The following is a 15,277-nucleotide window of genomic DNA, read 5'->3' on the forward strand; positions in this document are numbered from 1 at the left end:
TCAGGCACCGACCGTGGCTAGCCACTCACCGTAGAACAGGGCCACGCCCAGACCGCAGGTGATCGCGGTGAGCAGCCAGAAGCGGATGATCACCGTGGTTTCGGCCCAGCCGACCAGCTCGAAATGGTGGTGGAAGGGCGCCATGCGGAACATCCGGCGCCCGGTGGTGCGGAAGGTGAGGATCTGCAGCACCACCGAGGTGATTTCGGCGACGAACAACGAACCAAGCACCACCGCCAGGATCTCGGTGCGGCTGGTGACCGACAGCCCCGCGATGATGCCGCCCAGCGCGAGCGACCCGGTGTCACCCATGAAGATCTTGGCGGGCGCGGCATTCCACCACAAGAAGCCGACACAAGCGCCGGCGGTTGCGGCCGCTATGAGCGCCAGATCCAGTGGATCGCGCACGTTGTAGCAGCCCAGGCCGGGCGCGGTGACGCAGGCGTTGCGGTACTGCCAGAAGGTGATCAGCACGTAGGCGGCGGTGACCATCGCCATGCAGCCGGCGGCCAGCCCGTCCAGACCGTCGGTGAAGTTGACCGCGTTCGACCAGGCGCTGACGACGACCACGCAGAACAGCACGAACAGCGCGGGAGCCAGTGTGACGGTGGCGATCTCACGCACGTAGGACAAGTCCGCGCTGCCCGGTGTCAGGCCGGCGGGATTGCGGAACTGCAACACCAGCACCGCGAACAGCACGGCGGCGGTGATCTGTCCGACCGTCTTGGCCGTCTTGTTCAGCCCCAGGTTGCGCGACCGGCGAATCTTGATCAGATCGTCGATGAATCCGACGCCGCCCAGCGCGGTCGCCAGGCCCAGCACCAGCAGACCTGAGGCGGATACGCCTTCTCCGTCGAATGCCAGCCCGGCGAGGTGGGTGCCCAGGTAGCCCGCCCAGATACCCGCCAGAATCGCCACGCCGCCCATCGACGGCGTGCCGCGTTTGGTGTGGTGGCTGGGTGGGCCGTCCTCGCGGATCTGGTGGCCGAAGCCCTGCTTGGTGAACAACCGGATCAGTGCCGGGGTCAACAGGATGGACACAGTCACCGCGACGGCGACCGCGATCAGGATCTGTCTCATGGATGCGCGGCACCACCCTCTTCGGGGCCCTCGGCGACCAGCGCGTCCGCCAGTGCGCCCAGCCCGGCCGCGTTCGACGCCTTAACCAGCACAACATCGCCGGGTTGCACTTCAGCCCGCAATAGTGCCAGGGCGGCGTCGCGGTCGGCCACGTTGACGGCCCCTCTATCAGCCCCAGCCCCCCACGAGCCCCACGCCCCTTCCAGGACCGCACCTTGGTGCATGGCGCTCATCGACCTCCCGGTTCCCACGACAACGAGTCGAGACACATCTAAGCGCACCGCGAGCCGGCCGATGCGATCGTGCTCGGTTATCGCGTCGTCGCCGAGTTCGGCCATCTCCCCCAGCACCGCCCAGCTCCGCCGCGGCCGCTCGGTTCCGCGATGCGCGATCCAGGCCAGCGCCTGCAGCCCCGCCCGCATCGAGTCAGGGTTGGCGTTGTAGGCGTCGTCAATCACCGTGACCCCATCGGCGCGCGTGGTCACCTGCATTCGGTGCCGCGACACCGGACCCGCGGCGGCGAGCGCGGACGCGACCTGTTCGATGCCGGCGCCGCAGTGCAGTGCGACGGCCCCCGCGCACAGAGCGTTGGTGACCTGATGGTCGCCGAATACCCCCAGCCGAACCTCGGCTTGGGCGTCGCAGGTGTGCATCGTGAAGCGCGGCCTGGCCAGGTCGTCCAGCGACACCGGGCCGGCCCACACGTCATCGGTATGGTCGCGACTGACCCGGACCACCCGGGCAGCGGTGACGTCAGCCATGGCGGCCACCGCCGGGTCGTCGGCGTTGAGGACAACCACACCCGATGGTGGAACAGCTTGCGGCAGTTCGGATTTGGTTTGTGCGATGACCTCGCGGGAACCGAACTCGCCCAGATGCGCGGTGCCCACATTCAGGACCACTCCGATCGACGGTGGCGCGATCTCGGCCAGCGCGGCGATATTGCCCGGATGGCGCGCCGACATCTCCAGGATCAGGTAGTCGGTGCTGGGGCTTGCGCGCAGCACGGTCCAGGGATGGCCCAGCTCGTTGTTGAACGATCCCGGCGGGGCCACCACCTCACCCAACGGATCGAGAACCGCGGCCACCAAGTCCTTGGTCGACGTCTTGCCCGACGAGCCGGTGATCCCGATGATGGTCAACCCCCCGGCGACCAGCTCCGCCGCCACCGCCTTGGCGAGCCTGGCCAGCGCGGCCAGCACGGCCGCACCCGATCCGTCGGCGTCGTGCTCGAGCACGCCGGCCAGGCCGCCCCCGGCCGTACGCGGCTGGGGCGCAACAACGATCGCGGGGACGCCGACCGCCCGGGCGGCCAAGACGGCGACGGCACCGGCCGCCACCGCCGACGCGGCATGGTCGTGGCCGTCTGATCGCGCACCCGGCAGCGCCAGGAACAAGCCGCCGGGACCAACGGCGCGCGAGTCGAATTCCACGGTCCCGGTGACGTGACGTTTCGCGGCGTCTTCCGGCGTGATATCGGCGAGTTCGCCGCCGACGATCTCGGCGATCTGAGCCACGGTCAGGTCGATCATGTGCGTTCCTCTAGCGCCCTAGCCAGCTCCACCCGGTCGTCGAAGGGGCGAACCTGGCCGCCGGTGCGCTGACCGGTTTCATGGCCCTTGCCGGCGATCAGGACCACGTCACCGGCACCCGCCCAGGCGAGCGCATGCCGGATTGCCTCACGACGATCGCCAATCTCAACCACCTGGGCCGCACCGCCGCTTTCGGCCGCCCCGGCCAGAATCTCGCGGCGGATCGCGGCGGGATCCTCACCGCGCGGGTTGTCGTCAGTAATGACGACCAGATCGGCGAGATTGGCGGCGATCGCACCCATCGGGGCCCGCTTGCCGGGATCGCGATCGCCGCCGGCGCCAAACACCACCGCCAGCCTCCGGTCCGGGTGCAGCAAGGTGGTCAGCACCGCACGCAGCGCCTCCGGCTTGTGCGCGTAGTCGACCAGCGCCAGAAAATCCTGACCGCGGTCGATCTGCTCCAGTCGCCCGGGAACCCGAACTTCCCGCAGCCCCACCGCGGCTTGGTCCGGGGAGACCCCGACAGTATCGAGAATCGCCAGCGCCACAACGCAATTGGCGACGTTGTAGCGCCCTGGCAGCGGGATGCCGACCCGGTGATGCACGCCGACGGGATCGATCACGGTGAATTCCTGGCCGCCGGCGCCTACTGGGGCTACGTCTGTGGCGCGCCAGTGCGCCGGTTGGTCGGTGGCACTGACTGTGATCGCGTCGCCGGCCCGGTCGGCCATCGCCCGGCCGGCCTCGTCGTCGACGCACACGACGGCGGTGCGCGCGCGCAGCGCCGATTTTGGGTTGAACAGTGATGCTTTGGCCTCGAAGTAGTCGGCCATGCTGGGGTGAAAGTCGAGATGATCGCGCGACAGGTTGGTGAAGGCGCCGACGGCGAACTTGGCGCCATCCACCCGGCCGAGGGTCAGCGCATGACTGGAGACCTCCATGGCTACGGTGTCGACTCCGCGTTCGAACATTGCCGCCAACATCGCCTGCAGCGCGGGAGCTTCCGGAGTGGTCAGCGCGCTGGGGATGTCGGCGCCGTCGATGCGTATGCCGATCGTGCCGATCAGACCGGCGACTCGTCCGCCAGCGCGCAGACCGGCTTCGACCATATAAGTGGTGGTGGTCTTGCCCGATGTTCCGGTAATCCCGACAACAGTCATGCGCTCGGACGGATGGCCATACACGGTGGCGGCCAGGCCACCCAGCACATTGCGGGGCGTGGGATGCACCAGCACCGGCACCGCCGCGGCGTGAGCACCCATCGCGGTCACCCCGGCGGCGTCGGTGAGTACCGCGACGGCGCCGCGTTCGATTGCTTCCCCGGCGTGCCGTGCCCCGTGTGTGGTCGAGCCGGCCAGGGCGGCGAACAGGTCACCGGGCCGCACGTCCTGAGCACGCAGCGTCACGCCGGTGACCGGCACGTTTGGAAGGGTTGCGATGTGATCAGGGCCTTCGGCCGGCACCGCGTCAACCCGCGCCGCCAGTGCAGCAAGTCGCACGCCGGCTACGGTGTTGGGGCGCAACCCTGAGGGGGCCGACTCCATCGCGGTCACCACCTCCGTCCGACGTCCGACGCTGCATGAAGCCATGATCGGCCATGACACCCTACCTAGCTGGAGCAGGCCAAGGGATGCTTCCCACGCCCCCGCAGCAGGCAGTACATACCGATTTCACTCCTCAAATGCGCGCAGCCGATCCCTGTCCGAAGTCGCCGCGGCGGGCTGACCAGCTCCCATCATGTTGTCGGTGCCTTCGCCTAGTATCGCTCATGTGTTCGAAGTAGCGCTGTTGGACTCGGATGAGCTGCGCGGATCCGACGACACTGCGCTGGTGGCGGCGATCGAGGATTGTGCCCGCGCCGAGGCCGCTGCCGGGGCCCGGCGGCTCTCGGCGATCGCGGAGTTGACCCGTCGGCGTACCGCCAGTGACGAGTGTGCCAACTGGGCCTGCGATGAATGGGATTGCGCGGCCGCCGAAGTGGCTGCCGCGCTGGGCCTTAGCCACCGTCGGGCGTCGGGGCAGATGCATTTGAGCCTGGCGCTGAATCGGCTGCCCAAGGTGGCGGCGTTGTTTTTGGCCGGACGGCTCAGTGAGCGGCTGATGTCGGTGATCGCGTGGCGGACCTACCTGGTGCGCGACCCCGAGGCGCAGCGGCTCGTCGATGCCGCCATCGCTGAGCATTGCGGCGCGTGGGGGCCGTTGTCGGCGGCGAAATTGGAACAGGCCATTGACGGGTGGATCGACCGCTACGATCCCGGTGCGTTGCGGCGTACCCGCGCCGCGGCGCGCAGCCGTGACGTGTGTCTTGGCGACCCCGATGACGACGCGGGCACCGCCGCGCTGTGGGGCCGGTTGTATGCCACCGACGCCGCGGTGTTGGATCGGCGGCTGACGCAGATGGCCCGCGGTGTCTGTGCCGGCGACCCGCGCACCGTCGCCCAGCGCCGCGCCGATGCGCTGGGCGCGCTGGCCGCCGGCGCCGACCGCCTGGCGTGCGGATGCGCTAACCCCGACTGCCCCTGCGGCAGCGGCGACGACGGGCGGGCCAGCGCTGTGCTCATCCACGTCCTCGCCGAGGCCGCCGCGCTTGAGGCTGCCCCCGACTCGCACATGTCGGGGCAGGCGCCCCCGTCGCGACCCATCACGGCGGAGATGACCCTGGCCGAGGCGTTGGCCCCCGACCCCGAACCCGATCTGCCCGCGGCATCGTCGGTCAGGCCGCCGGCTGGGTTGATCGCCGGCGGGGGTGTGGTGCCCGCGCCGCTGCTGGCTGAGCTGATCCGCGGCGGCGCCCAAGTCAGCCCCGTACACCATCCCGGCGACCTGCCACCGGAGCCGTACTACCGGCCGTCGGCCAAGTTGGCTGAGTTCATCCGGATGCGGGATTTGACCTGCCGGTTCCCCTACTGTGATGTGCCGGCCGAATTTTGTGACATCGACCATACGGCGCCCTGGCCGTTGGGGCCGACGCATCCGTCAAATCTCAAGTGCGGCTGTAGAAAACACCACCTTTTGAAAACTTTCTGGACGGGCTGGCAGGACGTGCAACTGCCTGACGGCACGGTGATCTGGACCGCGCCCAACGGGCGGACCTACACGACCCACCCCGGCAGCCGCATCTTCTTTCCCACCTGGAACACCACTACCGCCGACCTACCCCAAACACCAACCCCCACAACTACTATCGGCGACCGCGGGGTGATGATGCCACGCAGGCAACGCACCCGAGCCGCCGATCTGGCTCAGCGGATCAAATGCGAACGCGCCCTCAACGACGCCCACGTCGCCGAACGCAACAAGCCACCGCCCTTCTGATCAGCACCTCAGACGCGGTTGACCGCCGCTTGGGCGAGTTGAACTCGGGATGTGAATCCGAGTTTGGTGTAAACATGGGTCAGGTGGGTTTGCACGGTACGAGGTGAAACAAAAAGCCTCGTCGCGATGTCCTTGTTGGCCAGTCCTTCGCTAACCAGTCGTACGACGTCAATCTCAGTCTGCGTCAGCGACTCCCAACCAGTCCCCGGGCGTTTGCGCCAGCGGTGACCACGCTGCGCATAGGCGATCGCCTCCTCGACTGACAACGCTGCACCTTCTGCCCAGGCACCGTCGAAGTCGTTCTCACCCATCCCATCTCGCAACACAGCCACCGACTTTTCGTATCTCGCTTGATGAATCACAAAGCGGACCAAGCCGATTCGTTGCCGGAAAGCCTCAGCTGCGCCGAAAAGTCGTGCCGCCAGCACGCGGTTACCAGCATCGACGGCAAGACTGGCAAGCGATTCGAGGACGTCTGGGAGATCCACATGTGCCCCACTATCGGCTGCGCAGCCGAGTGCGTCATGAGCGTCACGTTCGGCTTCGTCTCGCTTGCCCTCGGCGATCGCCAGCCGAGCGCGCGTCGTCAGCGCCACCGTTAGGTGCCGGCCGGTCATTGAATGCAGGGCATCGTCGATCCAGCGACGGGCCTCGACGAGGTCGCCGTCCACCAGCGCGACCCGCGCATTGAACGCACGCTGCACTGCCGCCGACTGCGGCATGGCCAAATTCAAGTTCCGCCAGGCCACTGCACTCGCGTGTTTGGCCATTTCCACGTCGCCGGCGGCCAGCGCGGCCGTGGCCAACGCAGAGTGGCCCATGCCCGCGAAGAATTCGCCCAGCTCGGCGGCCTCGAGGGCGGCATCGGCCGCCGCCCGAGCAGCCCCCAGCTCACCCTGATATGCGAAGACATAAGCCAGGCCCTGGAGGCCATTGGCCTTGTGCAGCACTTCGTGAGCCGCCTCGGCCTCGTCCGCCACCTCGCCGAATTGTGCAGCGGCTTCCGCTAGATCACCCCGCATCAACTGTGCAAAACCAAGACACCAGCGGCACCAAAGGGAATCGGACCGGTCACCGATCGAGTCGGCCAGCTTGCGCCCTTCTTCGGCGGCAGCGCGGGCCGCGATCGGGTAGCCCGCCATGACGGCATCGAGTGCCTGAAAGGTAAGGATCTGAGCAAGCCTCCATTGATCGTCTAGCGCGCGGGCGAGGCCGATGGCCTCGGCGAAGTAGGGCGCGGCAACCTCCGCGGGGGCAACCGCCACGGCGACCAGTCCGCGCGCTGTGAGCACCCGAGACAGCAAGGCCGGGTCGTCGACCTCACGCGCAATAGCGAGGGCTTGTTCGGCCTCATCCATACCCACGGCCGCGTCGGCAAACATATCGAGCAGTGCCTTGTCGGCGAGCGCTCTCGCGCGTAGCGCGGCCCCGACCCTCTCGAGCTGAAGCCCATCCTGGCCGGTGACAAGGGCGTCAAACCAGGCTCGCCCTTCCCGGATGCGGCCGCGGGTCAGCCACAGGGGCTCCAGCGAGGACGCCAGCGCCAAGGCGAGTTCAGCGTCGGAGTTTTCGCGGCTCCACGCAAAGGCGGCGCGCAGGTTGTCGATTTCGGCTTCGGCTTGGTCGAGGCACTGCGCATAATTGGTGTGGCCCGGGCTGTCGAGCCGGGCCGCCAACGTTGTGTAGTGGTCCCGGTGACGCGCCCGCAAGGCGTCGACCTCGTCGGCCTCATCGAGCTTTTCCAGCGCATACTGGCGCATCGTCTCCAACAGTCGATAGCCCGTTCGACCGCTGCTGTCGTTGGCCACCACGAGGGATTTCTCGACGAGAAGGGTGAGCCCGTCGAGGACCTGATAGCGCGGCACCTCAACTTCGCATGCGACCGCGTGGGCGTCGTCGAGGAAAAAGCAGCCCACAAATACCGCCAGCCGGCGGAACAAGACCCGCTCGGGCTCGGTCAACAGCGCGTACGACCAGTCAACCGAGGCCCACAGCGTCTGCTGGCGGCGCGCCCAGGTGCGTGCCCCTCCGGTCAACAGATGGAATCGGTCACGCAAACCAATGAGAATCTCGTCGAGCGACAACGCTCGCACCCGCGCCGCCGCCAGCTCGATCGCCAGTGGCAAACCGTCGAGCCGGCTGCAGATCTCGGCCACGACGGCGGTGTTGTCGTTGGTGAGGCGGAAATCGGGCCGCACCCGCCGAGCCCGAAAGCTAAACATCTGGACGGCTTCATCACTTAGTGACAGCGGCGGCACCCGGTAGCTCACCTCACCGGGCACCCGGATCGGCTCACGACTGGTCGCCAGCAACCTTAAATCCGGACACGCCTCCACGAGGGCCTCCACCAACGCCGCGCTGGCGTCGATCAGATGCTCACAGTTATCCAGCACCAACAGGACCCGCCGCGCGCCGAGGTAACGCACCAAAGTGTCCGTCGTGGAGCGGCCGGGCTGGTCGTGCAGGCCCAGAGTGCGCGACACCGTAATCGGCACCAGATTGGGGTCGATGATCGGCGCAAGATCCACAAACCAGGCGCCGCCGAATTCACCCGCGATCTCAGCCGTGACCCGCGTCGCCAACCGTGTCTTGCCCACACCGCCGGCACCAGTCAGAGTCACCAACCGGTTCTCGGTGACCAACCGGTGCACCTCGCTGATCTGCGCGTTGCGCCCCACGAAACGGGTCAGATGTACCGGGAGACCGTGGGTGACGACGTCATCGGCGGCGCGCAGAGGAGGGAAATCAACACGCAGGTCGGGATGACTTAGCTGCACCACCCGCTCCGGACGAGGCAAATCACGCAGCCGGTGGGTGCCCAGGTCCGTCAGCCACGCCCCATCAGGCAGCCGATCGACCACCATGCATTCGGCCGCGCCGGACAGCACCGTCTGACCCCCATGAGCCAGGTCGCGAAGGCGCGCGGTGCGGTTGATGGTGGCACCGGCATAGTTGCCGTCACTGCGTAGCAGGATCTCGCCGGTGTGCACACCGATGCGCAAGCGAATCGGGGCCAGCGGCGCCCGCTGCAGGTCCAAGGCGGCAGCTACCGCGTCAGACGCGCGGGTGAACGCGATCACAAAGCTGTCACCTTCGCCCTGCTCGACCGGGCGCACTCCACCGTGGGCAGCGGTAACGTCGGATACCGCTTGATCGAGACGAGCGACCGCGACGCTCATTTGGTCGGGTTGGATGTCCCACAGCCGCGTTGAACGCTCGACGTCAGCGAGCAACAACGTCACCGTGCCCTGCGGTAGCAACTCGCTCACGCCACACCGCTCCTCGGTCGCACTCGTGCTAGCCAGCATCCGGCGACCGTGCAACCACCAGACGCACCGGACCAATCAGATAATGAATCCCGTAGCTGTGGTGCAGACGTGGAATAGCTGACAGTTGCTGTCTAATTTCCCCGCGGGATGCGATGGGTTTGCCCGGCAACGTCGCGGCCGATCCATGTGCTAATGCGCCGCGCGGCCGTAAGCGCGGCCCAGGCCAGCGCACCGACCAGCGCCGCGTCGGTAACAAGCAGGGGTCGGGCGGCGGCGACATCGGCATCGGTCACCTGATGCGGCGCCAGGCTCGTCAGCAGGGCAAGACGGGTAGCTGCGCGCAGATCTGCGGGCAGGTCGGCGGTGTGCTCGCTCGTCCAGCCACTATTGAGCGGCATTTGCTCGCCGCGCCATGACGCCACGACGTGCCTCACGACTTCACGGCTGGCTTCGGGCAACTGCGGCGCGCTGTCCAGCCGGTGACTCAACGCGGCGAACGCTGTCGCCACCGGCGGACAGCCCGCGGCCCACTCGAAATCGCTGGGGAGCGGTCGGTGAGCGAGCCGCTGCGTAGACATGCCCCGCGGATGGCTCGCGCGCACCTTGCGGGCGAACGCCCACCCCGCGGCCCTGCGCATCAGATGTTGGGCGCGTGGGCCCCCAGGCAGGAACGTTTCGTCGAGCAGGACCAGGACCAGCCGGGCGATGAAGTGGAATTCCAGCGCGGTGCCCAGGTATTCGGCCGCGACATCCGGGCCAAACGGCGCCGCCGGTCCCGACGGTGACCCGGTGCCGGCGGCCCACGCGACATACGACGCGTTGGGATCATCGGTGGCTGGCTGTTTGCCGGCCAGAATCGCTGCGGCGGTGTCCGTTTCGCCCGCCGCGTACAGCATGGTGGTATGCGCGTCGACGCACCACGGGCAGCGCAGACTGGCCGCGACGGCGGCCGCAACAGCTTCCTTGCGACCGCGCGGCGCCTGCCCCACCAGAAGTGTCTCGCGCAGCGTCGCCCAGCCGGCTGCAAGCAGCTGCTCGTCCGGCGACAACATGACAAGCGGCTCTGGCAGACGACCGAACTCACGGCGGGCCTCAGCGTAGACCTCGGCGACGACGCCATCGGCTCGGCCCGGCGCAACGGGCTCAATGTGGTTGATAAACCTCACTATTCGACTCCCTCCTCGGCGGTGCTGGCTCTGCTCAGCGCTGCGGCGATAGCGGCGCGTGCCCGGTCTCCGGCATGATCGTCGTCCATCAGCAAACGGGACCAGTTGGCCTCCATCGCGTAGGCGTGAAGTTCGAATGCAAGCTGGCGGACTTCGATTTCCTTACGGATCTGGCCCAGATGTTGCGCCGCTTCGACTTCAGCCATGATGGCGCCGATCCCAGCCTGTCCGGCATCGGCGATGCGGTCACGCACCGGGCCCGGCTGTGAGTCGACGTCGGCCGCCGCGGCCGCGAAAAAGCAGCCGCCGGGGAACACGTCACGTTCGACATAGCTCACCCACGCGAACATCAACGCGCGCAGCCGATCCCGCCCCGGGGCGGCAGCCATCGCCGGCGTAACCACCTCTCGCTCGAACACACATATCGCCGCATCGACGGTGGCCAGCTGCAGTTGCTCCTTGGCGCCGAAGTGCCGAAACAAACCCGATTTGCTCATCTCGAGGTGCGCAGCAAGTTCGCCTATGGACAGCCCGGACAGCCCCTTGACCGACGCGGTATCCATTGCGGCGCGCAGGATCTGCTCGCGGGTGGCGCGGCCGGCCGCTGCACTAGGCATGGTTTGGCACCTCTTCTTCGAACGCCTCGACCAATGGCACTAACCGGTCCAGCGCCCTTAGCACCTCGTTGCGGTCCGCAGAGGGCAGCGCCAGGGCCACCTCGGCTATGCCGGCCGCGCGATAGTTCTCCAAGGTCACCGGGTCGCCGGCCGACGAGTACACACAAACCTTCGCGGTCGACGGATCGCGCCCGGCACGTTCGAATGCCGCGTGCAGCATCGGCAGCGCTCCAAGGAGCTCGCCGTAACCCTCGATCGGCTGCCAGCCGTCGCCGTGCCGGGCGATCACATCGAAGGCTCGCACGCCAGGCCGACAGCCGAACAACACCGTCGGCTCGACGGCAGGTTTCGGCCATGCCCATGCCGGGGGCACCGACGCATAGACGCCTTCATAGCGCCTCGGCTGGTCGGCCCATAGCGCTCGGATGGCGGCGAGCTTGTCTAGCGTCACCGCGATTCGATCGGCGAATCGCACGCCATGGTCAGCCAGTTCCTCGACGTTCCATCCGAAGCCCACGCCGAATACGAACCGGCAGTTGGACATGCTGCAAAGGGATGCGATCTGCTTGGCCAACAGAATCGGATCGTGTACCCCCACGAGACACGTGCCGGTCCCAACGCGTAAGCGGGTCGTCACCGCTGCGGCGGCAGCAAGTGCCACAAACGGGTCAAAGCAACGCAGGTACCACGCCGGCAGTTCGCCGCCCGGCCAGGGCGTGGCCCGGCTGGTCGGCACGTGCGTCTTCTCCGGCACATAAAGGCCCCTGAATCCGCGTTCCTCGGCCCATACCGCGACCGACTGCGGGGGCGGCGTCGCATCGGTAACGAACTGCATGACTGAGACGTGCATCGTTTGGCCTTCTAGAGCACGAACGTTCGTACTTAACGATGGCACCGCCGCGACCCGCTGTCAATGCCCACTGCTCGGCCTTGCCGCTCAGACGCGGCTGGCCGCGGCTTGGGCGAGTTGGACGCGCGAAGTGAAACCCAGCTTGGTGTACACGTGGGTCAGATGGGTTTGCACGGTCCGCGGCGAGACGAATAGCCGCGTCGCAATGTCCTTGTTGGCAAGTCCCTCGCTCACCAGTCGCACAACATCCAATTCGGTCGGCGTGAGCGAATCCCAACCAGTGGCCGGCCGTTTGCGCCACCCGCGGCCACGCTGCGCGTAGGCGATCGCCTCCTCGATGGACATTGCCGCACCCTCAGCCCACGCGCCGTCAAAGTCCTTCTGGTCCATCGCACCTCGCACTGCCGCCACCGACGCCTCATACTCTGCTTGGTAAATAATGAAGCGGACCACACCGATGCGCCGCCGGATCGCCTCTGCCGCGCCGAAAAGCCTGGCCCCTTCCGTATGCGTGCCGGCGTCGTTGGCCAGCCCGGCGAGGCATTCGAGTACGTCCGGGAGATCCACGTATGCCCCGCTGTCGGCCGCACAGCACAGTGCGTTATGAGCGTCGCTTGCGGCCTCTTCTGGCTTGCCTTCGGCAATCGCGATCCGCGCGCGCGTCGCAAGCGCAACCATCAGGTGCCGACCGGTCAGCGCCTTTACGGCTTCGTCGCACCAACGGCGGGCCGCGGTGACATCACCGACTGCCAGCGCCACCTGGGCATTGAAAGCGCGCTGCGGCGCCGCAATCTGCGGTATGACCGAACCTAAACTCTTCCAGGCCGCCTCGCTCGCGTTTTTCGCCGTTTCAACGTCACCGGCGGCCAAGGCGGTCGTCGCCAATGCTGAGTAGCCCATACCCGCGAAGTATTCGCCCAAATCGGCAGCGTCGAGCGCCGCGTCGGCGGCCGCTCGAGCGGCGCTCACGTCGCCCTGGTATGCCAGCGCGATGGACAGCCCCTGGACGCTATTTGCCTTCTGCATGATTTCCTGCGCCGCCTCGGCCTCTTCCACGACCTCGCCGAATTGCGCAGTGGCTTCGGCAAGATCGCCCCGCATCATCTGGGCGAACCCGAGGCACCAGCGGCACCAAAGCGCATCTGACTGGCTACCGATCGCCGTCGCCAGCTCGCGACCCTCCTCGGCGGCCGCGCGCGCCGCGATGGGGTAACCGGCCACGACCGCGTCGATCGCCTGGTAAGTAAGGATTTGGGCCAGCCTCCACCGATCGTCGACGGCGCGGGCAAGGTCGATCGCCTCGGCGAAATACTCCGCTGCCGCCTCCGCGCGGGCTACCGCTACGGCGATCAAACCGCAGGTCGTGAGCGCCCGGGCCAGCAGCGCGGGGTCGTTCACCTCGCGCGCGATCGCCAGAGCCTGTTGGGCCTGATCCATGCCCGTCGCGACGTCGACAAAGACGTCGAGCAGGGCCTTGTCGGCCAGCGCTCGGGCGCGAACTGCGGCCCCCACCTCGACCTGGCGCGTATTCACGTGGACTTTCCCAGAGGCGAGCACGGCGTCAAACCAGTCCCGTCCCTCGCGGATGCGGCCGCGTGTCATCCACAAGGGCAGCAGCGAGGACGCCAGCGCCAAGGCCAGGTCGGTGTCGGAATTTTCACGGCTCCACACAAATGCGGCGCGCAGGTTGTCGATTTGGGTCTCGGCATCATCGAGGCGCTGTGCATAGTCGGCGTCGCCCGGGTTGTCGAGAAGCGCGGCCAATCCCGTGTAGTGGTCGCGGTGGCGCGCCCGCACGGCGTCGACCTCGCCGGCCTCGTCGAGCTTTTCCAGGGCATATTGCCGCATGGTCTCCAGCAGCCGGTAACAGGTTCGACCCGCGGTTTCGTTGGCCAGCACCAGCGACTTCTCGACGAGCAGCGTGAGCCCGTCGAGAACCTGATAGCGCGGCACATCACCGCCGCCAACCACCGCTCGCGCGTCGTCGAGGAAAAACAGCCTACGAACACCGCCAGCCGGCGGAACAAGATCCGCTCGGGTTCGGTCAAGAGTGTGTACGACCAATCCACCGAACCCCACAGCGTCTGCTGGCGTTGCGACAGGGTACGCGCGGTACCGCCGGTCAACAGCTGGAAGCGGTCACGCAGGCCATCCACGATCTCGGCCAACGTCAGGGCCCGCACCCGCGCCGCCGCCAGCTCGATTGCCAGCGGCATACCGTCTAGGCGTTCGCAGATCTCGGTCACCGCGGCGATATTGTCTTCCGTCAGGCGGAAATCGGGCCGAACGCGTCGAGCCCGGAAGCTGAACATCTCGACAGCTTCATCGCGCAACGACAGCGACGGCACCCGGTAGCTCACCTCACCGGGCACACGAATCGGCTCACGACTGGTCGCCAGCAACCGCACTCGCGGACATGCCTCCGTAAGCACCACCACCAAGGCCGCGCTCGCTTCGATCAGATGCTCACAGTTATCTAGCACCAGCAAGGCTCGACGCGCGCCGAGGTGGCGCACGACGGTGTCCGTGGTGGAGCGGCCGGGCTGGTCGTGGAGGCCGAGTACCCGCGCCACCGTGATCGGCACCAGATCGGGGTCGGTGATCGGCGCCAGGTCCACGAACCACGCGCCGCCGAATTCGCCCGCCAACTGGGCGGCCAGCTGCGCCGACAGCCGTGTCTTGCCCACACCGCCTGGGCCAGTCAGAGTCACCAACCGGTTCTCGGTGAGTAATTGGTGCACCTCGCTGATCTGCGCGCCGCGCCCCACGAAGCGCGTCAGGTGTACCGGGAGACCATGGGCGAGTGCCTCGCTGGAAGTCCGCAGCGGCGGGAACTCGACACGAAGATCGGGATGGCATAGCTGTACCACCCGCTCCGGGCGCGGCAGATCACGCAGCGGGTGCGTCCCCAGGTCAACCAGCCATGCTCCGTCGGGCAGTCGGTCCACGACCAAGCTCTCGGCCGCCCCCGAGAGCACCGTCTGACCTCCATGGGCGAGGTCACGCAAGCGCGCGGTCCGGTTGATAGTCGGACCGGCATAGTTGCCCTCGTCTCGCAGCCGCACTTCCCCGGTGTGAATACCGATGCGCAACCGGAGCGGGGCCAGCGGCGCCCGCTGCAGGTCCAGCGCGGCGGCCGCCGCATCAGACGCGCGGCTGAACGCGATCACAAAGCTGTCGCCCTCGCCCTGCTCGACCGGACGCACTCCGTCATGGGTCACGATCACTTCGGTCAGCACCTCATCGAGGCGCTTGACCGCAGCGTTCATTTCCTCAGGTTGGGTCTCCCACAGTCGTGTTGAACCCTCGACATCGGCTAGCAGTAATGTCACCGTGCCCTGCGGCAGCAACTCGCTCACGCCCATCGCTCCACTCAGTCGCACTCATGCTAACCAGCATCCGCCCACCGTGGAACCATGAAACACGCTCAAGTAAGCAAATACTGAAT

At 67.2% G+C, this 15,277-nt stretch carries 8 protein-coding genes and 1 pseudogene; 1 reads left to right on the forward strand and 8 read right to left on the reverse strand.

All coding sequences use genetic code 11. From position 1 onward, the window contains the following. The 3 genes from mraY to AADZ78_RS16360 are packed head-to-tail and all read right to left on the reverse strand — an operon-like array spanning position 1 to position 4,201. Positions 1-1,080 carry a phospho-N-acetylmuramoyl-pentapeptide-transferase gene (gene mraY, locus AADZ78_RS16350; protein WP_085251646.1) on the reverse strand — a complete coding sequence of 360 codons (1,080 nt, stop codon included), beginning with the start codon at positions 1,078-1,080 and terminating at the stop codon, positions 1-3. After that, positions 1,077-2,612 carry a UDP-N-acetylmuramoyl-tripeptide--D-alanyl-D-alanine ligase gene (locus tag AADZ78_RS16355; protein ID WP_204081068.1) on the reverse strand — a complete coding sequence of 512 codons (1,536 nt, stop codon included), beginning with the start codon at positions 2,610-2,612 and terminating at the stop codon, positions 1,077-1,079. Before AADZ78_RS16355 ends, mraY begins: the two co-directional genes overlap by 4 nt. Next, positions 2,609-4,201, reverse strand: coding sequence for a UDP-N-acetylmuramoyl-L-alanyl-D-glutamate--2,6-diaminopimelate ligase (locus AADZ78_RS16360; RefSeq protein ID WP_085250548.1), 1,593 nt, complete (start codon positions 4,199-4,201; stop codon positions 2,609-2,611). The genes AADZ78_RS16355 and AADZ78_RS16360 overlap by 4 nt, the downstream gene beginning before the upstream one ends. Positions 4,202-4,382: 181 nt before the next feature. Here AADZ78_RS16360 and AADZ78_RS16365 point away from each other — a divergent pair, with 181 nt between their 5' ends. Beyond that, on the forward strand, positions 4,383-5,927 hold the full coding sequence (locus AADZ78_RS16365) for an HNH endonuclease signature motif containing protein (protein ID WP_204081067.1): 1,545 nt from the start codon (positions 4,383-4,385) through the stop codon (positions 5,925-5,927). A gap of 8 nt (positions 5,928-5,935) precedes the next feature. Here the strand turns inward: AADZ78_RS16365 and AADZ78_RS16370 are convergent, their stop codons facing one another. The 5 genes and pseudogenes from AADZ78_RS16370 to AADZ78_RS16390 all read right to left on the reverse strand — a co-directional run bounded on the left by AADZ78_RS16370 (position 5,936) and on the right by AADZ78_RS16390 (position 15,188). After that, on the reverse strand, positions 5,936-9,196 hold the full coding sequence (locus tag AADZ78_RS16370) for a helix-turn-helix transcriptional regulator (protein ID WP_085250552.1): 3,261 nt from the start codon (positions 9,194-9,196) through the stop codon (positions 5,936-5,938). 131 nt (positions 9,197-9,327) lie between these two features. Then, complete coding sequence (locus tag AADZ78_RS16375) at positions 9,328-10,362, reverse strand: carboxymuconolactone decarboxylase family protein (RefSeq protein WP_085250546.1); 1,035 nt, start codon at positions 10,360-10,362, stop codon at positions 9,328-9,330. Then, positions 10,362-10,979: a TetR/AcrR family transcriptional regulator gene (locus AADZ78_RS16380; protein ID WP_085250545.1), complete on the reverse strand. Its 618-nt coding sequence runs from the start codon at positions 10,977-10,979 to the stop codon at positions 10,362-10,364. The genes AADZ78_RS16375 and AADZ78_RS16380 overlap by 1 nt, the downstream gene beginning before the upstream one ends. After that, the gene (locus tag AADZ78_RS16385) at positions 10,972-11,829 is read right to left on the reverse strand and encodes a TIGR03619 family F420-dependent LLM class oxidoreductase (RefSeq protein WP_085250544.1); all 858 of its coding nucleotides are present in this window, start codon (positions 11,827-11,829) and stop codon (positions 10,972-10,974) included. Before AADZ78_RS16385 ends, AADZ78_RS16380 begins: the two co-directional genes overlap by 8 nt. A gap of 87 nt (positions 11,830-11,916) precedes the next feature. Next, a pseudogene (locus AADZ78_RS16390) lies at positions 11,917-15,188 on the reverse strand (LuxR C-terminal-related transcriptional regulator). Positions 15,189-15,277: the final 89 nt, after the last annotated feature.

It is taken from the genome of Mycobacterium riyadhense, from assembly GCF_963853645.1.
Classification (GTDB): domain Bacteria; phylum Actinomycetota; class Actinomycetes; order Mycobacteriales; family Mycobacteriaceae; genus Mycobacterium; species Mycobacterium riyadhense.